This is a genomic window from Marinobacter sp. CA1 (assembly GCF_020546665.1).
Classification (GTDB): Bacteria; Pseudomonadota; Gammaproteobacteria; order Pseudomonadales; family Oleiphilaceae; genus Marinobacter; species Marinobacter xestospongiae.
In genome coordinates this window covers 1,333,576-1,350,505 of the sequence record NZ_CP071785.1, presented here as the reverse complement: position 1 = coordinate 1,350,505, position 16,930 = coordinate 1,333,576, and the positions used below count along the sequence as shown (strand labels likewise).

Sequence of the window (16,930 nt, the reverse complement as noted above, 5' to 3'; positions counted from 1 at the left end):
TTAAAGGTAGCCCAGCATCCCTACCCATGCATGGGGGATGGATTAAGGGTAGTCAGTGTTCGGTGATCTCCGCAGGCTCGCGTTTCTCCGCATGCCGGGCAACGGCCCAGGCCACACCGCCAAGCAGCAACACAATGGCCAGGGTTTCCAACGGCCGGGGCCAACGACCGGCATAGGCAAAGCCGTAGATCAGCGCAAACAGAGGCTCAAATACGAAGACCTGACCGGTCAGAGTTAGCGGCAATCGACGGGAAGCCGCATTCCAGAGAATGTTGGCCACCACCGATCCGGTTATGCCAATCACCACACTGATCCCCCAGAACAGGGGCCAGTCCCTCGCCTGCGTTACCACCACCGGCTCGGCCAGCAGGTGATTGTAGCCGAGCAAGCCCAACGCCAGCAGGCCACAGGCGATCCCCACCAGATGCGACCATTGCTGGCTGGTGACCTGTTGGCGATGCTTGAGAGCACGGGCGTTGAGCACCGCATACAGGCTCCAACTGAACAGCGCGGCAAAGCCCAGCATCAGGCCACCAGCGGCCTCCAGCCAGGTCAGCCCGGCCGCCAGTGTGGCTTCCATGGCATCAAGATTGATGCAGAGAATACCCAGCAGCACCATTGCCAACGGCCACGCCAGCCGTACAAGCGGCACCGCACCTTCATCGTTGCGCCCCCACAGGGTCACCACCAGCGGCACCAGGCCCATGATCAACCCGGCCGGGGCAACGCCTACGCGCTGGATAGCCGCGGACAACAGAATATAGAACACCACACTCCCACAAGCTGCCAGCAGCAACAGCAACAGCAAGTCCCGCCCGCTAAGCCGTCGCCATACCGTGACCAGTGCCGGAGACAGCAGCAACAGTGAGACCAGGCCATACACTGCAAACCTCCCGGCCGCGATCTCCAACGGAGTGAACGCCGACAGCACCACCGGTGCCACAAACATCAGCCCCCAACACGCCCCCGCTGCAGCGCCCAACAGTACCCCAGTCCGCATTGCCTTCTCCTGTGACCAATTCCAATCGGTCACCGTACCGCTCAACGATGCATCTCAAGAAGCGACGATTACGCATTCAGCTATTCCATTTCGTCATAGCTGCTATACTCCTGTGCCGTCGGGTTGGCGCGCTGACCAGTCCGGACACCACGACACCCACCCCGCGGACCCCGGATGACATGGCATCGATTGGTCGCCTTCCCCCACTCAACACCCTGATCTCCTTCGAGGCAGTAGCCCGTCGTGGCAGCATGACCGCAGCGGCCAGCGAGCTTCATCTGAGCCAGAGCGCTATCAGCAAGCAGATCAAGACCCTGGAAACCCAGCTGGCCATCCCCCTGTTGCAGCGCCACGCCCGCGGGATTGTGCTAACCGCCGCCGGAGCCAGCCTGCTGGATGAGATTACGCCGGTGCTGAACAAGCTCCGTAACGGCGTGGAGCGGGTTCGACTGGAACATGACAGCACCACCGTCAACATCATTGCCACCCATGCGGTGGCCCATTACTGGCTGTTCCCCCGGGTGACCGAATTCAATCAGCATCACCCCGAAGTGACCATCAACATCCATTCCAATAACGCCATTCACCAAACCAACCTGGATGACTACGATTTCGGGATTCTTTACGGCCCCGGCAATTGGCCGCGACTGCACAGCGACCCGCTGTTTGTCGAACAGGTCTATCCTGTCTGCCACCCGGATCTGGACGTGAACGAACCGGACGTTGTGGAACAGCTGATGAGCTATCCTCTGATCCAGCTCGATTCCCGGGCCTGGGACTGCATCGATTGGACCGCTTGGTTCGCCTACTTCGGGCTGGATTACCGCAGCCCGGCCAGTGCAGCGACCTTCAATCAGGTCACACTGGTGTACCACGCCGCGCTGGAGGGACTGGGGGTCGGTCTGGGCTGGAATTTCATGGTCCACCGCGCCATCGACACCGGCCGCCTGCGCCGGCTCGGCCCCTTCAGCTATATCTCCGGGTATTACGACTACCTCGCCTATAGCCGGGGACGGCCACTGAAACCCGCTGCCCAGACCTTCCGCCAGTGGCTGCTGGCGAATCTGCCGGACCCCATCGACGGCCCGGATATGGACAGCTAGCGGCTGCTTTGGCAGAGGCTTACCGAGCGTTACAAAGCACAACCGATTTGCAATGGATTCGCCGTTGGATGCGGCCTACGGTGGAATAGAGACAACAGCAACAACAATAACAGTCAGTACCAGGGACGGTCGGCACAGCTTCAGCGCCCATGGTCCCGGTACGGGAGCGTGCGATATGTCAACATCCGCCAACCATCTCCACCAGCATCTGCAGGACGAAGCCGAAGCCATCACCCGGCTCATGCCCATCGCCATCACCCTCGCCACCATGGTCCGCCACCGTGCCATGGCCACCTGGCTACGCACCGAGTTTGAGGGCTACCGTGATCCCGCCAGCATCCCCACCTATCGCGCTGCCCTGCCCGGCCATCTGGTGGCGAACTCGCCCCAGTACGGCTGGATTCCCGCGCCCATCGACGAGGATCAGAAGACCCGACACAATCACCTGGATGTCGGCGACAGCATCAAGGAACTGGAACGGGTGTGCCTGAACTGCAAGAAAGGCAACGGCCATCGGGTCACCTTCGACGACGACACCCTGAGAACGCTGCAGAAACAGGTGAACCTGACCGCCACCCTGGCCCTGACCATCAATCGGGATACCTACTGCCGGGTAATACGGGTTGTGCGAGGCGCGCTCTACCTGTGGTGCCAGGCGCTGCTGGATCACGGCCTGACCGGTGAGCACAACGCCTACACCTCAAAGGAACGCCAGCAGGTCGCCCACCTGGACACCCCGGAGGCGTTCTGGCGCAAGGCGGTCAAGCTGGACGGTGAACTGCCGGTACCGGACGTGCGGGAGGTCGGTTTCCTGCAACGGGTGTTCGGGCGCACCGGCTGAGCCGGCAGGCGGTCAGAAAGGTGTAAACCAGGGCTGTTGTGCCAGGTAGGTCTCAAGCGCCTCAATGAACGCCCGCGCCCTGACGGACATGGCCCGGCGATACGGCCACACCAACTGAAAATGGCGGTGCTGCCCCTGCCATGCCGGCAATATCCTGACCAGCTCGCCACTGCGAAGCTCTGCCTCAACGCCGCTGAGGGGCAACAGCGCCACGGCTTCGCCGGCCTTCAGCAGTTGCCGGGCCAGGGCAATGTCGTTGGATACGTGGGTATGCGCCTTGTTGAGAACAACCTGCTCACCCTCATCGCTGATCAGTTCCCAGCGGCTCAGCACATGGGTGGCCACCGAGGGCCAGCTGTTCAGGGCCTCCGGTCGACTGGGCAGCGATACCCGCTCAGCCAGTGCCGGCGCGGCCACCAGGACAGTGCCGGTATGCCCCAGCCGTTTCTGGATCAGGCTGGAGTCCGGCAGTTCACCGATACGGATGGCCAGATCGGCCTGCGCCTGCTTCAGATCAACGTAGCTGTTGCTCAGCTCCACGGTAAGCTCAATTTGCGGGTAGCGGGCGAGGAAATCCTGCCAGAAGGTGTCCATCGGCCCCACCGCCAGGTTGGTGGGTGCCAGCACCCGCAATGGCCCCTGCAGGCTGTTGAGGGTGTCGTTAAGGCTTTCCAGACGCTGATCCAGGGAATGCACGAACTCAGCGCACTCGTTGAAATAGGCTTCGCCCTCCTGAGTCAGGGTCAGCCCCCGTGGTGAGCGATGCAGCAGCCGACATCCCAGGTGGCCTTCCAGTGCGCTGAGACGCCGGGACACCGTGGCCACGGTGGTCTCCAGGCGCTGGGCCGCCGCCGTCAGGCTGCCGGACTCGGCGGTTACGATAAACAGCTTCAGTTCATCCAGCATGTTTGCAATATCGCAAATTAAGATTGGATTTATCAATCTACTTACAATAATGACGTCCTGCTAGTCTGGGAAACCCCTGATCAAGCAACCGGAGTCTCGAGTCTATGTCCGCCAAATACCGCTTTTTCTTTTCCTTGCTGATGTCGCTGGTGCTGTCCGGCCTGATGACCGCCTGGGTCACCTGGATCAACCTGGGGCTTGTGGAAGGTTTTGTTGTGAAGTGGGCAACCGCGTTTGTCACCGCCTGGCCGGCGGCGGCTCTGATTTCATTTGCGTTCGGACCACGGATTCATCAGCTGACCCACTGGCTGACCAATCGCTGAGGTCGCCCGACAGCCATTGCGGCAAGACTCCTGCCAGTGCCGCAATGGCTGCTACCGATACGGTGGCGTCAAAGACCCAGTTTGTCGGCGACGTAATCGGCGTCCTTGTCACCCCGTCCGGAAAGGTTCACCAGGATCGTTTGCTCCGGTGACAGCGCCGGCGCCTCCCGAATCGCCCAGGCCACCGCGTGGGCACTTTCCAGAGCAGGAATGATGCCTTCCACCCGGGACAGGGTCATGAACGCATCCAGGCACTCCTGGTCACTGACCGACTGATAATCCACCCGGCCCAGGTCCTTCAGGTAGCTGTGCTGGGGACCAACGCCCGGATAATCCAGCCCCGACGCAATCGAATGTACCGGCAGCGGATTGCCCTCGGCATCTTCCAGCACGTAACAGGCCATGCCGTGGATTTCTCCGGGTTTCCCCAGGGTCAGGGTAGCGGCGTGGCGGTCGGTATCGAGGCCGTCGCCGGCCGGCTCAACACCCACCAGCTGCACCTCGTTGTCGTCCAGAAACGCCGTAAACATGCCAATGGCGTTGGAGCCCCCTCCGACACAGGCCACCACACGATCCGGCAGCCGCCCCTCACGTTCCAGGAACTGGGCCCGGGCTTCACGGCCAATCACCGACTGGAAGTCCCGCACCATGCCCGGGAAGGGATGCGGCCCCACCACCGAACCAATGGCATAGATGAAATTCTGCGGGTCCTTGAGGTACTCCTCGAAGGCACTGTCCACTGCGTCCTTGAGGGTCGCGGTACCACGGGTCACCGGCACCAGGGTCGCCCCCAGAATTTTCATCCGGGTGACGTTGGGATGTTCCTTCTCGATGTCCACCTGTCCCATGTGGATCTCACAGGGAATACCAACCAGCGCGCAGGCCGTGGCTAGGGCAACGCCGTGCTGACCGGCTCCGGTCTCGGCAATGACCTTGGTCTTGCCCATGAACTTCGCCAGCAGCGCCTCGCCCAGACAGTGGTTGATCTTGTGGGCGCCGGTGTGATTAAGGTCCTCACGCTTGAGGTAAATACGGGCCCCACCAAGCTTTTCCGACAACCGGCGGGCATAGAACACCGGACTTGGCCGGCCAACGTAATCCGCCAGCAGCATTGCCAGTTCCTGCTGGAAATCGTCCCGCTGGCGAATGTCCTCATAGGCGGCACTGATGTCGTCCATCACCGCTTTCAGTTCCGGCGGTACGAACTGTCCGCCAAAGCGACCAAAGAAACCCTGGGCATCGGGCAGATTGCTGAATGCTGATGAACTCATGACTGCGTTCCTGGCTGTGTTGGATGATTGGTGGGCGGACTGATAACAAGCGCCCGGTGACCGTTGTGTGACAGCATCATACCCCGCCTCCGGCCAACCCCCAAGCCAGGCGCTCACCACGAGTGGATGTCACTCAAGACTGTCACCGGACTGCCATGATCCAGTCACATCAGGCCAATAGGCTGACCCCGGAACAAAAACATAACACTTTGTAATTTAAATCATTTCAGTTCCGGAGTAATCAGAATGTCCCAGTTCAAGCGAGTTACTGCCCTGGGCTGTCTCAGCCTCGGCGCCCTGCTGGTCGCCGGTTGCGGCGGCAGCGATAACGACAGTCAAGACAGCAAGGCCATCGACATCACCCTGCTGCACACCAACGATCACCATTCCTACTTCGAGGGCCAGACCTACGACCTGGCACTGGATTACGACGCCAGTCAGCCCGGCGCGGAACCGGTACGGGTGGACCTCGGAGGCTTTCCCCGTATTGCCACTGCCATTGAAGACTATCGCGATGACCACACGCTGGTGCTGAACAGCGGCGAACTGAACGGCACCCTGTACTTCAGCCTGTTCAAGGGGGAAGTGGACTTCAAGGTGTTCAACAGCATCGGACTGGACGCCTACGAACTCGGCAATCATGAGTTCGACGAGGGTGAAGCCCATCTGGCCGAGCTGATGACACTCGCCGACTTCCCCATCATTGGCGGTAATGTTCACCCCACCACCGACAGTCCGCTGTATGGCTCCAACATCGAGCCCTACGTCATCAAGGAGATTGACGGAGAACTGGTGGGCATCATCGGCGTACTGAAAGTCGAGAAAACCCGGGAGTCGTCCCTGGTCACCGATGCCGTCGCCTTCGACGACGAGATCGAGTCCGTGCGTGCCCACATCAACGAACTGAAGGGCAAGAGCGTCAACAAGATCATTGTGCTGAGTCACCTGGGGTATGAGTTTGATCAGGTCCTGGCGGCCAATGTCCGCGATCTGGACGTGATCATCGGTGGCGACACCCACGATGTGCTCGATGCCACCGGCGAGTTTGAGGGTATGGGCATCGACGTGGATGGCAGTTACCCCACCGTAGTCAACAACCCGGATGGCGAACCGGTCTATATCGCCCAGGCCTGGGAGTACGCCAAGGGCTTGGGCCGGATGAACATCAGCTTTGACGCTGACGGCCGTGTCACTACGGCAACCGGCCATGTGGAACTGCTGGTCGGCGATCGTTTTCAGATCAGGGATGACAACGACGACTGGGTGGAAGCCAGCAGCGAACAGCAGGCAGGCATCACCAGCGCCATCGACAACCTGACCACCGTGCGACAGGTCGCCGAAGCGGAGGATGTACTGGCCCTGATCGCCCCCTATAAAGCAGAGTTGGAAGCCTACAAACAGGAGTCTCTGGGCACTGTGCTGGCCCCCATGCCGTTCACCCGGATTCCGTCTGACTTTGCCCCCGGTGAACAGCCCAGCGGTAGTTACGCCGCCCAGGTGGTGGCGGAGGCTTTTCTGAGCTACCTGCCCAAGGCGGATGTGGCCATCCAGAACGCCGGTGGCGTGCGGGCAGCTCTGGATGATGGCAATTTCACCGTGGCCGATGCCTATACCATCCTGCCGTTCTCCAACACCGTGGTCACCATCGATATGACCGGGGCACAGATCGTCAAGGTCCTGAACGAGGCCCTCGACTACGCCCAGGGCATTTCCGCCTCCACCGGCGCCTTCCCCTACTCCGCGAATCTTCGCTACGACGTGGTTCTGGGCGCTGAGGCCGGCACCGGCATCCGCAATGTGGAAGTGAAGGACAAGACCTCTGGCACCTGGAGTCCCATCGACGCCACCGCCACCTATTCAGTGGCCACCAACTCCTTCACCGCTCTGGGCAAGGATGGCTATGTCACGTTTGGCGAAGTACGTGCTGCCAATCCGGACACCTTTGAGGATTCCGACGTGGCCTACGCCGTACCGTTGCTGGAGTACTTCCGGGACGAGCTGGCGGACAACACCCTGCCACCGCTGGACCCGGCCAACTACAGCCTGAAGTCGGTCACCACGGCGCAGCCCTGATACAACACCGGAGCCCACTGGCCCCGATTGTAGTGGAGCGGGCGCCGGACATCCGGCGCCCTGCTGACCACGCTAGATCCGGAACTGTCCGGCCGTCTGTTGCAGGGAACGCAGCAACCGACCGATTTCCCGACTGGCGTCATCGGACTGTTCGATTGCCTGTTGGGTGTGGCCGGCCGATTCGCTGATGCCTGCCACACTCTCGCTGACCTGCCGGGCTTCCTGCCCCTCCTGCTTGGCGGTTTCTGCAACTGCCAGAGCGTGCTCCTGCAAACTGGCCAGTTGGCGCTGGATCTGCTCGAAGTGCTCATCCGCGTCCCGGAACCGGTCGGAGGCCGCGCCCACCTGGGACGATGCCTCGCCGATCAGGTTGACGGCCCGCTCACTGCCCTGACGCAGCCGGTCAATGATGGCCTGGATCTCGGTGGTGGACTGCTGGGTACGACTGGCCAGGGTCCGGACCTCATCCGCGACCACCGCAAAGCCTCGCCCGGACTCGCCGGCCCTGGCAGCCTCAATCGCGGCATTCAGCGCCAGCAGGTTGGTCTGCTCGGCAATGGCCCCGATGACCGACAGCACCGAGCCAATCTCCTGACTCTGGTCGTTGAGGGCGTTCACCGCTGTGACCGCCTCCCCGACCTCGGCAACCATGCGATCCAACTGCTCACGGACTCCCCGGGACAGCTCAGCCGTAGCCTCACTCTCGCTGTTGACGTCCTGGACGGTACCGGCCATTTGCTGGATATCGTCCGCCACCTGGGCAATGCGATCAGACATGGCCACCATATGATCGGTCACCTGGGCCACCTCCTGCTGCTGGTGGCCTACTGCCGCCACCGCCCGCTGGCTGGCATCCCCCTGTACACCCGCCTGCTGCACCGCCGATTCCGCCGCTTCGCCCACCTGGCCCACCAGGTGCTGGATGCGTTCGATGAACTGGTTGAAACCATCCGCCATACGGGTCAACTCATCGCGACCACCCAACTGCACCCGCCGGGTCAGATCGGCTTCCCCGTCGGCGATGTCCCACACCGCCCGGTCCAGGCGCCAGACCTTGGCCAGTACCCCGATACCCAGCACCACCGCCACCACAATCAGCAGCCCGAGACTGGAGAGGATCGCGAACAGCGACAGGTTACTGGTCAGATCGTCAGCCTCCGCCGAAATGGTTGCCAGTGCCTGGATGTTCTGCTCGCTGGTGGTTTCCTCCACCCGCGCCAACTGTTCCTGCAGCCGGGCGCTTAGACCGCGAGTGGCCTGATCCAGGGTCTGCCCCAGCACCTGGGTGCTGTCGTCAATCGTGGTGGTGAAGCCCGACGCAAACGCCTCCATCTGCTGATTGATCGCCTGCAGCGACAGACCAATGCGCAATTGACCAATCACCGTGCCCTGGGGCTCGATATTGGCGGTGATGATGACCACATCCGGGTCCCGGGACGCGGCATCCAGCACCTTGTTGGCCGCGCCACGACCCTCGCCGGCACGCATCAGCGCCTTCACCCGATCGTCAGTCCGGTCGACATAACGCGTCAGGCGCTCGCCGTACTGATCGAAATAGACGGCGAACAACACCGACTCCTGGGCATCCGCCAGCTCCACCAGATCGGTGAGACGGGGCACATCCCGGTCCCAGATCAGTGGTGCCGCCACTTCGGCCAGCACCTCAGCCAGCCCCTCAGCCTTGGAGCGAACCGCCAGACGCAGGGTTTCGGCAATCTGCGCCTGCTGCTGCCTTAGCTGGCGATCAAGCTGCTCCGCCAGCCGCTCACTGGTCTGGTTCCGCATGCCCTGGAGCCGCTGATTAACGTCTTCCCGGGTCTGACCAAATGCCTGATTGACCTGTTCACCGCCCGCCTGCAGTGCCTGTTCCACCTGATCGGTCAGTGCCTCGACCTGACGACTGATCAGCCATTGGCTGACCACAAACTGCACGGCGCCTGCCAGCAGCAGTATCAGCAGCACCGGTCGCAACAGTCGGCTGTTGAACAGCCCTTTGAGAAAATGCGGAGTCATGCGGCCCCCTATCGCCGTTGTCGCCGTTGTCGCCGTTTGGTTGACTCACTTCCCTGAATGCTTACCGCCCTGTCGGGAAATCACGGTTCTGAGAGCCCCGATCAAGGAGCCCCGATTCACTCACTATAGTCAAGGAACCATCAGCCATCGCGCCGATTGCCCGAGGACGGCATTGTGCTATATTGGCCATCCTACCCACTGCCAAGGAGCACGCTTGATGATTGTCACCCACCCCGACCGGGCCATTACTGCCGGCTGAAGCCGCTGTCAGACCCTGTTTTGAAACGATCCACCCGCTGTGGTGCGTTCGCTCCTGCCTGACACCCTGCCTCTCATGCCCTCGCCCGGTCATTTGCCCTGTTAACCGGATCGCTTTGCGATTCTCTTTTTACAAGGCTTTCAAGACGCTGCGGCGTCGGGGGTATCAACGTGACCAATCACATCCAACTGGCCAACCTTGGCTGGCAACCGTTTTTTCAGCAACAACTGTGCCTTTCCGAATGGGAAACAACCGTGCCCGCACGGGTTACGGAACGCCATCGCTCCTGCCTTCAGTTCGCCAGCGGGCAGGAATCCTTTCAGATTCCCATCACCCCCTCTTTACCGGACGTGACGGTGGGAGACTGGCTGCTGCTGGATTCTGACCAGCGGGTACAGCGCCGGCTGGACCGCAAGACCCTGTTCAAACGACGGGCCGCCGGCCCTGAGGCCAGGGAGCAATTGATTGCTGCCAATGTGGATGTCGCACTGGTGGTATGCGCGCTTCAGGGCGACTTCAACCTGAACCGGATCGAACGCTACCTCAGTCTCTGCCATGAGGCCGGTGCAGAGCCGGTGGTGGTGCTGAGTAAAGCGGACCAGTTCCAGCAGTCAGAGAACTTTCGCAGCCAGGTTCAGGGTCTTGACCCTCTGCTCTCGGTGCACTGCCTGGACACCCGGGAACCGGAGCAGGTGCAGGCCTTGCTGCCCTGGTGTGGTGCCGGCACCACCGTGGTCATGCTGGGATCATCCGGAGCAGGAAAATCCACTCTCACCAACACCCTGATGAACGCGCAGTGCCAGCGCACCGGTTCGGTGCGGGCCGGCGACGCGCGGGGCCGTCACACCACCACCCGGCGGTCACTGCTGGAGATGCCCGGCGGCGCACTCGTGCTGGATACCCCGGGCATGCGGGAACTCCAGCTCACCGATTGCGCCCAAGGGGTTGCCAGTACGTTTGAGGACATTGAAGCCCTCGCGGCCCAGTGTCGCTTTCCGGACTGCCAGCACCAGCAGGAACCCGGTTGTGCAGTTACCGGCGCCCTGGAGGCGGGTGCGCTGGACGCCCGGCGGCTCGCCAACTACCACAAACTGATCCGGGAACAGGCCCACAACACCGCTACCCTGGCCCAGCGACGGGCCCAGGACCGCCAGCTCAGCCGTAAATATCGGGGCGTGCAACAAGTACGTAATCGGCAGCGCTATGGCGATTAGCGCCCTGCTCACGGTGCCTTAGCACAGACTAGCCAAAGGAGAATCAGCCCCGGGCCGGCATCAACGCCAGCCCGGGGCTGAAGGTACAGGCCACGGCCTCATACATCCGGCAGCGACACCCGGGTATCAAATTTATTGCGGCGACGGGAGATCAGGGTGCGGAACTTGCGCATGTTGTCGTCGGCATACAGTACTTCATCACAGAAGCGGTCATAGGCAACCATGTCTGGCACGTCCACGATCAGCACGAAATCCACTTCCCCGGTCACCTGATAACACTGCTTCACTTCCGGCGCGGCCAGTGCCCGCTTGAGGAAGCGCTGGTACAGATCCTTGCGGTCCCGTTCCATGGTGACTTCCACCACCATATGCAGGGCAATGCCCAGCTTCTGGGGTGCCAACAGCGCAACCTGGCGTTCAATCAGGCCCTGTTGGTGCAGCCGCTGCACCCGCTTCAGGCACGCCGAGGGCGACAAACCCACCTGCTCTGCCAGGGCCAGGTTACTGATGCGACTGTCGTTCTGCAGCGCATCCAGAATGCGTAAGTCGAGACGATCCGGCTCATTCACCACAGGCAGCCCCCAAAGAAATAATTAATCGTTTGCACCGATTATTTTCAACAATATCGCTTTTTAAGACTACCTAAAACGCAACAATTTGTTTGGCGCTCCATAAACTGGTGACCAGTACCTGAGCGTGTGGGCCAACCCGGCGCCACCACGACAGCTTGAACAGTCACCAACGGAAGACCCGCACCATGCCAAAGACCCTCTTCGCCCACTGCCGCCAACTGCTGCTGGAAGCCTGGCAGGTCTATCTGACACTGCTGAAAATTCTGGTGCCGGCTTTGTTGGTGGTGGAAGGCCTGATCTGGACCGGCGCTGACCAGGTCCTCGCGTGGCTGCTGGCGCCGGTGATGGGCTGGATTGGCCTCCCTGTCGCAGCCGGACTGGTGTGGGCCACCACACTGCTCACCAACATCTACGCCGGTATGGTGGTGTTCTTCGCCCTGGCGCCGGAGATGCCATTGACGACGGCCCAGGTCACCGTTCTCGGCACGCTGATGATCATCGGTCACGCCCTGCCGGTAGAAGGCGCGGTTGCCCGCAAGGCCGGTGCGCCCTGGTGGCTGACCCTGCTGCTGCGAGTGGGCGGTGCCATTTTGCTGGCGTGGCTGCTCCACCTGGTCTACCAAACCGGCAACTGGCTGCAGGACGCCAACCAACTGGCCTGGCAACCGGCGCCGACACCGTCCGGCGTGGTCCCCTGGCTGTATCGTCAGGGCTCCATGCTCGCCACCATCTTTGCGGTGATCCTGGGATTGATGGTGGTGCTCCGGTTGTTGCGTCGACTGGGCATCGAACGGCTGCTCCATGCCCTGATCTATCCCCTGTTACGGGCCATCGGGCTGGGCCGAAATGCGGCCAACACCACCGTCATCGGCCTGACCCTGGGGCTGAGTTTCGGCGCCGGACTGCTGATCCGGGATGCCCGCTCCGGCCGCCTAAGCCATCGCGACGCGGTGCTGACGCTGAGCTTCCTCGGACTGTGCCACAGCCTGATCGAGGACACCCTGCTGATTCTGATGCTGGGAGCGGATCTCTCTGGCATCCTCTGGGCTCGCCTGGCCTTTGCATTGGCAACCATGGCCTTGTTCGCCAGGTTCTATCCCAGGCCAGCTCACACCGAAGCCACGGCAGTGAACGACTGATTAGGGAGCCCTGATCAACTCCCCTGTTGACGGGTTTTGACCTAAAGTCAGACAGAACGGCATCCGTGAAAGACGGGGGCTTGCCCAACGTCAAGAAACGACGGCTGCAGCAGCGCCATAATGAGCGAAACAGACTGACCGGAGGTGCATACATGGAACTCAGCTTTCTCGGCGGCACCGGGACTGTCACCGGCTCCCGCTACCTGCTCAGTGATGACCGACACCGGCTGCTGGTGGACTGCGGCATGTACCAGGGGGTTAAGAATCTCAGGCGACGGAACTGGTCACCCTTTCCGGTCGATCCCGCCTCCCTCGACGCCGTCGTGCTGACCCATGCCCACATCGACCACAGCGGCTACCTGCCAGCGCTGGTCAAACACGGATTTCGAGGCCGCGTCCACTGCACCCGGGCCACCCACGAACTGTGCAAGGTCCTGCTGCCGGACGCCGGCCACCTGCAGGAGGAAGATGCCCGCTTCGCCGCCCGCCGGGGGTTCTCCCGCCACAAGGAGCCCCACCCGCTGTTCACCGAGAAAGAGGCCCTGGCCGCCCTGGAGCACTTCGAGTCACACCCTTACCACAAGGCCTTCGAGCCGGTGAAAGGCTTTGAGGTCAATTTCTCACCAGCGGGCCATATCCTCGGTTCGGCCTGCGTGCACGTTCGCCATGCCGGCCATGATCGCACCATTGTGTTCAGCGGCGATGTCGGCCGCCAGGACGACATGATCATGCGCCCTCCGGAACCATTACAACGGGCAGACGTGCTGGTGTGTGAATCCACCTACGGTGACCGCCTGCACCCGGACGATGACCCGGCGCAGGTGGTGGAGGAGATCATCAAGCGGACTGCCGAGCGCGGTGGTGTGGTGCTGATCCCGGCATTCGCGGTCGGTCGGGCGCAGATGTTGCTGTACCTGGTGCACTCACTGATGAAGGCGGGACGCATCCCCCGCTTGCCGGTGTACCTCAACAGTCCGATGGCCATTCGCGCCACCCGGATCTTCATGGACCATCACCGGGAACACCGGCTGGACCCGGAGCAGTGCCGCATGATCGATGACGGCACCCATTATGTCCGGACCGTCGAGGAATCCATTGATCTGACCGGCCGCAAGTTCCCGTCAGTGATCATCTCAGCCAGCGGCATGGCCTCCGGTGGCCGGGTGCTGCATCACCTCAAGACACTGCTCCCCGATCCCCGCAATACCATCCTGTTTGCCGGGTTCCAGGCACCCGGAACCCGGGGAGATGCGTTGGTTCACGGTGCCGACAGGGTCAAGATCCACGGCGAGTACTGGCCGGTCAAGGCCGACGTTCAGAATCTGGACGCACTGTCCGCCCACGCCGACTACCGGGAACTGCTGACCTGGCTGGAGCAGGGTTCTCTGGCGCCGGAGGCAGTCTATGTCACCCACGGTGAACCGGTGGCCAGCGATCAAATGCGTCAACACATAGAAGAACGCTTTGGCTGGCTCACCCGGGTGCCTGAGCTGTTCGAAAAGGTACGGATCTAATCTGGACGCTGATCGTTCCCGACGCATTGCAGCGTGAGTTAATTGGAGGTGCCTTTCGGCTACCCCGGCGCGCGGGTACATCGCCCTTCGGCGAGTTGCCGCGCGGCGCTGGCTTCCAGCCGGGCCTGCTCCCGCGCCAGCAGGTCACTGACCTGACGCAGCTCGGCAATGCGCTGCTCCACCGCCTGGCGCTTTTCCGCCATCAGGACAGCACCCTCGGCGCAGTCGATACGGTCAGCCCGCAGTGCATCCAGAACCTGACGAATCTCCTTCAGGGAGAACCCCAATGACTTGAGCTGGCGCACCATGGCCACCCGGGCAACAGCCTGGTCAGGATAGTCCCGATAGTTGTTCTGCCGCCGCCCCACCTCCTGCAACAGACCGGTCTTCTCGTAATACCTCAGGGTATGGCGGCTCACCCCAGTGCGGCGCTCCAGCTCGGCAATGCGCATGCAGGCTCCTCATTCTTTGCAGCATTTCGTCCTTGACCTTAGAGCATACTCCAGCCTTTAGCCTGCTGGTATCGGTTCCGTCATCAACTCCCAAGGAGACCCATAATGACCATCCTGATTACTGGCGCCACCGGCTTCGTTGGCCGGCACCTGACCGCCCACCTGACCGCCGCCGGACACTCCGTTATTGCGCTGTTAAGACACACCGACCGGCTCCCCACCTTGCGCCGGCAGGTCGCAGAGCTGGGAGGACAGGACGCTCTGCTCTCCGCTTTTCAGGGCGATCTCGACCACCCCCAACTTGGTCTCTCGGACGCCTTGCCACCACTGGCAGCGATCGTCCACCTGGGAGCCCGCTTCGGCTGGAAACTGCCGCCGGACGAAGCCCGCCAAACCAACGTTGAAGGCAGCCTCGCGGTGGCCCGGCTGGCCCAGAGTCAGGGCTGCCGCCTGGTGTTCATCAGTGGTTTCATGTTGGCCAATACCCGGCATCTGGCGGAACTCGGGATCAAACCCGAGGCGCCGGACCAGACCATCTGGGACCAGGTCTATCGCCGGGCCGGCGCTTACGAGGCCAGCAAGCTGGAAGGCGCGTTGCGGGTGCGCCAGTTTGCCCGTGACCAGCAGTTGGACTACGTCGAGGTGCAGCCAGCCACCGTGGCAGGTCACAGCCAGACCGGTGCCATCGACCCGACCCAACCCCTCTACAACCTTATCGACAATCTCGCCAGGGGGCGCCTGGCGCGGGTTCCAGGCACTCCGGATCACTGGCTGCCGCTGATTCCGGTCGACCAGCTGGCGCAGATGATCGCCGCCGCAGCCCTCGCTCCCCACCCGCCTGAGCAACTGCTGGCATTGGCGGACGATACCCCAAACCTGCAGAACACCCTGGCGCTGGTGGCAAAGACACTGGGGCGCAAGACGCCAACGGGGCACATTCCCAAGGGATTGCTGAGGCTACTCCTTGCCCTGCCGGGCATGCCACAGCTGATGAACACGTCGCCCGAGGCCCTGAACTTCATCCAGACCACCCGCTTCGATCTGAGCCAGAGCGAACACTTCCTAAAGACTCAAGCACTCCCAAAACCAAGCACCACGAACGCGGTGATTGCCAGCGCAAAGTTCTATTCCGAACAGGCCACTTCCGGCTGAGGTCGGTGGGGTGACAGCCGCTACCGGATAACAGGGCCCTTCTTTAGGTTAGGCTCGCACACAGATCTTTACGCTCACACACCGGCTGGCGCACACTGACAGGAACGTGATGCGGCTTACCGCAACGGAAGCCGTACGCTTACCGTGGGGCACTGGCGATGGTTCAGTTCCTGGAATCCAGACAGGGCATTCGGCTGCTGTTAACGCCGAACCGCTCCCTCAGTTGGCGGGGGAATGTGATCATCTGGTGCCTGCTTTGCCTGCCGGTTCTGGCGGCAACGCTGGCACTCACCCTTGCCGGGGCGTGGATGGTGCTGCCGTTTGCCGGCCTGGAACTGGGAGCACTCGCCGTCGGCCTCTACTGCACCTCCCGGGATTGCCACCGCAAGGAAGTGCTGACCATAGATCGTGATCTCGTGCGACTGGAGAAGGGCCATTCCCACCGACAATGCCAATGGGAGTGGCCAGCCCGCTACACCCGCGTCTGCCAACAGACCAGTAACCGGCTCCTGCCGGCCAATCCCCGACTGTACCTGCAACACCGGAATACCCGCATACAGCTGGCCGGGTTTCTGAACCCAGGTGACGTTGATCAACTGCTGGTGATACTTGCCCGGGCCGGTCTTACCATTGAGAAAGGCAAGTGAACTGAACGCAAAGAATCAAAAAGCCCACTCCGCAAACTCAGTGGCAAAACACCAGATGGCTCCCATTTAATCTGATCGCTCAGCTAGTGTCCCGTCTGGTTAATTCGTTAACTTACTGCTTGTCTCTGAGGGTTCTGACCAAGGCGCCGCTGTGCCGATGTGGCGGTTCCACATCAAACAGTGGCAACACAGGCTCAGAGCCCTCAGAGGCAAGCCCTTCGGGAGCCACTGACACCCCGAATAGCGTCGTTGTACTGTCTCGATTTGGAACCACCAAACCGTCACCAGTACGCCTAGCTCTTCGGGTTATCAGTGGCTCCGTAAGTCAACGAATTAACCAGACGGGACACTAGGACAAGGGCAGTATATCTTTGTGTAAATTGTGTTTAATATCAACGTCGAAACGGGTTGAATCAACTCAGGGCGAGGAACGCCCGACAATACAACGGAT

At 61.6% G+C, this 16,930-nt stretch carries 15 protein-coding genes; 9 read left to right on the top strand and 6 right to left on the bottom strand.

Features of this window, described 5'->3' with window-relative positions; translation table 11 throughout:
* Nucleotides 1-52: 52 nt before the first annotated feature.
* Complete coding sequence (locus J2887_RS06285) at nt 53-1,000, bottom strand: DMT family transporter (protein ID WP_227175133.1); 948 nt, start codon at nt 998-1,000, stop codon at nt 53-55.
* 179 nt (nt 1,001-1,179) lie between these two features.
* Between J2887_RS06285 and J2887_RS06280 the strand changes: the two genes are divergently transcribed.
* Together J2887_RS06280 and J2887_RS06275 are read left to right on the top strand one after the other, a co-directional pair.
* Complete coding sequence (locus J2887_RS06280; protein ID WP_227175132.1) at nt 1,180-2,103, top strand: LysR substrate-binding domain-containing protein; 924 nt, start codon at nt 1,180-1,182, stop codon at nt 2,101-2,103.
* A 175-nt stretch (nt 2,104-2,278) separates the two neighbouring features.
* Nucleotides 2,279-2,944: a hypothetical protein gene (locus J2887_RS06275; protein WP_227175131.1), complete on the top strand. Its 666-nt coding sequence runs from the start codon at nt 2,279-2,281 to the stop codon at nt 2,942-2,944.
* 12 nt (nt 2,945-2,956) lie between these two features.
* Here J2887_RS06275 and J2887_RS06270 read toward each other — a convergent pair whose 3' ends face one another.
* Nucleotides 2,957-3,850, bottom strand: a complete 894-nt coding sequence (locus tag J2887_RS06270; RefSeq protein ID WP_227175130.1) for a LysR family transcriptional regulator — start codon at nt 3,848-3,850, stop codon at nt 2,957-2,959.
* 104 nt (nt 3,851-3,954) lie between these two features.
* On the opposite strand from J2887_RS06270, the gene J2887_RS06265 reads away from it, so the two are divergent.
* Complete coding sequence (locus J2887_RS06265; RefSeq protein ID WP_227175129.1) at nt 3,955-4,173, top strand: DUF2798 domain-containing protein; 219 nt, start codon at nt 3,955-3,957, stop codon at nt 4,171-4,173.
* 68 nt (nt 4,174-4,241) lie between these two features.
* On the opposite strand, the gene trpB is transcribed toward J2887_RS06265, so the two are convergent.
* Nucleotides 4,242-5,444, bottom strand: coding sequence for a tryptophan synthase subunit beta (trpB, locus tag J2887_RS06260; protein ID WP_227175128.1), 1,203 nt, complete (start codon nt 5,442-5,444; stop codon nt 4,242-4,244).
* Between the two features lie 246 nt (nt 5,445-5,690).
* Here trpB and J2887_RS06255 point away from each other — a divergent pair, with 246 nt between their 5' ends.
* Nucleotides 5,691-7,517 (top strand): 5'-nucleotidase C-terminal domain-containing protein, encoded by a 1,827-nt coding sequence (locus J2887_RS06255; RefSeq protein WP_227175127.1) that lies wholly within the window; start codon nt 5,691-5,693, stop codon nt 7,515-7,517.
* 72 nt (nt 7,518-7,589) lie between these two features.
* Here J2887_RS06255 and J2887_RS06250 read toward each other — a convergent pair whose 3' ends face one another.
* A complete protein-coding gene (locus J2887_RS06250; RefSeq protein WP_227175126.1) occupies nt 7,590-9,530 on the bottom strand; it encodes a methyl-accepting chemotaxis protein in 1,941 nt (646 codons plus the stop codon).
* A gap of 429 nt (nt 9,531-9,959) precedes the next feature.
* On the opposite strand from J2887_RS06250, the gene rsgA reads away from it, so the two are divergent.
* Nucleotides 9,960-11,003 carry a ribosome small subunit-dependent GTPase A gene (rsgA, locus tag J2887_RS06245; RefSeq protein ID WP_227175125.1) on the top strand — a complete coding sequence of 348 codons (1,044 nt, stop codon included), beginning with the start codon at nt 9,960-9,962 and terminating at the stop codon, nt 11,001-11,003.
* Between the two features lie 98 nt (nt 11,004-11,101).
* Here the strand turns inward: rsgA and J2887_RS06240 are convergent, their stop codons facing one another.
* Nucleotides 11,102-11,572 carry an Lrp/AsnC family transcriptional regulator gene (locus tag J2887_RS06240; protein ID WP_227175124.1) on the bottom strand — a complete coding sequence of 157 codons (471 nt, stop codon included), beginning with the start codon at nt 11,570-11,572 and terminating at the stop codon, nt 11,102-11,104.
* Between the two features lie 188 nt (nt 11,573-11,760).
* Between J2887_RS06240 and J2887_RS06235 the strand changes: the two genes are divergently transcribed.
* A complete protein-coding gene (locus J2887_RS06235) occupies nt 11,761-12,714 on the top strand; it encodes a hypothetical protein (protein ID WP_227175123.1) in 954 nt (317 codons plus the stop codon).
* A gap of 152 nt (nt 12,715-12,866) precedes the next feature.
* Entirely contained in the window at nt 12,867-14,228 is a 1,362-nt protein-coding gene (locus tag J2887_RS06230; RefSeq protein WP_227175122.1) for an MBL fold metallo-hydrolase RNA specificity domain-containing protein, read from the top strand.
* Nucleotides 14,229-14,287: 59 nt separating this feature from the next.
* Here J2887_RS06230 and J2887_RS06225 read toward each other — a convergent pair whose 3' ends face one another.
* Entirely contained in the window at nt 14,288-14,680 is a 393-nt protein-coding gene (locus J2887_RS06225) for a MerR family transcriptional regulator (protein ID WP_227175121.1), read from the bottom strand.
* A 105-nt stretch (nt 14,681-14,785) separates the two neighbouring features.
* Here J2887_RS06225 and J2887_RS06220 point away from each other — a divergent pair, with 105 nt between their 5' ends.
* Together J2887_RS06220 and J2887_RS06215 are read left to right on the top strand one after the other, a co-directional pair.
* The gene (locus tag J2887_RS06220; RefSeq protein ID WP_227175120.1) at nt 14,786-15,832 is read left to right on the top strand and encodes an SDR family oxidoreductase; all 1,047 of its coding nucleotides are present in this window, start codon (nt 14,786-14,788) and stop codon (nt 15,830-15,832) included.
* Between the two features lie 158 nt (nt 15,833-15,990).
* Nucleotides 15,991-16,479, top strand: coding sequence for a DUF2244 domain-containing protein (locus tag J2887_RS06215; protein ID WP_227175119.1), 489 nt, complete (start codon nt 15,991-15,993; stop codon nt 16,477-16,479).
* Nucleotides 16,480-16,930 lie beyond the last annotated feature (451 nt).

Coding starts and splice junctions, on each gene's coding strand:
- J2887_RS06285 (WP_227175133.1), bottom strand. CDS start 1,000: ATGCGGACTGGGGTACTGTTGGGCGCTGCAGCGGGGGCGTGTTGGGGG.
- J2887_RS06280 (WP_227175132.1), top strand. CDS start 1,180: ATGGCATCGATTGGTCGCCTTCCCCCACTCAACACCCTGATCTCCTTC.
- J2887_RS06275 (WP_227175131.1), top strand. CDS start 2,279: ATGTCAACATCCGCCAACCATCTCCACCAGCATCTGCAGGACGAAGCC.
- J2887_RS06270 (WP_227175130.1), bottom strand. CDS start 3,850: ATGCTGGATGAACTGAAGCTGTTTATCGTAACCGCCGAGTCCGGCAGC.
- J2887_RS06265 (WP_227175129.1), top strand. CDS start 3,955: ATGTCCGCCAAATACCGCTTTTTCTTTTCCTTGCTGATGTCGCTGGTG.
- trpB (WP_227175128.1), bottom strand. CDS start 5,444: ATGAGTTCATCAGCATTCAGCAATCTGCCCGATGCCCAGGGTTTCTTT.
- J2887_RS06255 (WP_227175127.1), top strand. CDS start 5,691: ATGTCCCAGTTCAAGCGAGTTACTGCCCTGGGCTGTCTCAGCCTCGGC.
- J2887_RS06250 (WP_227175126.1), bottom strand. CDS start 9,530: ATGACTCCGCATTTTCTCAAAGGGCTGTTCAACAGCCGACTGTTGCGA.
- J2887_RS06235 (WP_227175123.1), top strand. CDS start 11,761: ATGCCAAAGACCCTCTTCGCCCACTGCCGCCAACTGCTGCTGGAAGCC.
- J2887_RS06230 (WP_227175122.1), top strand. CDS start 12,867: ATGGAACTCAGCTTTCTCGGCGGCACCGGGACTGTCACCGGCTCCCGC.
- J2887_RS06225 (WP_227175121.1), bottom strand. CDS start 14,680: ATGCGCATTGCCGAGCTGGAGCGCCGCACTGGGGTGAGCCGCCATACC.
- J2887_RS06220 (WP_227175120.1), top strand. CDS start 14,786: ATGACCATCCTGATTACTGGCGCCACCGGCTTCGTTGGCCGGCACCTG.
- J2887_RS06215 (WP_227175119.1), top strand. CDS start 15,991: ATGGTTCAGTTCCTGGAATCCAGACAGGGCATTCGGCTGCTGTTAACG.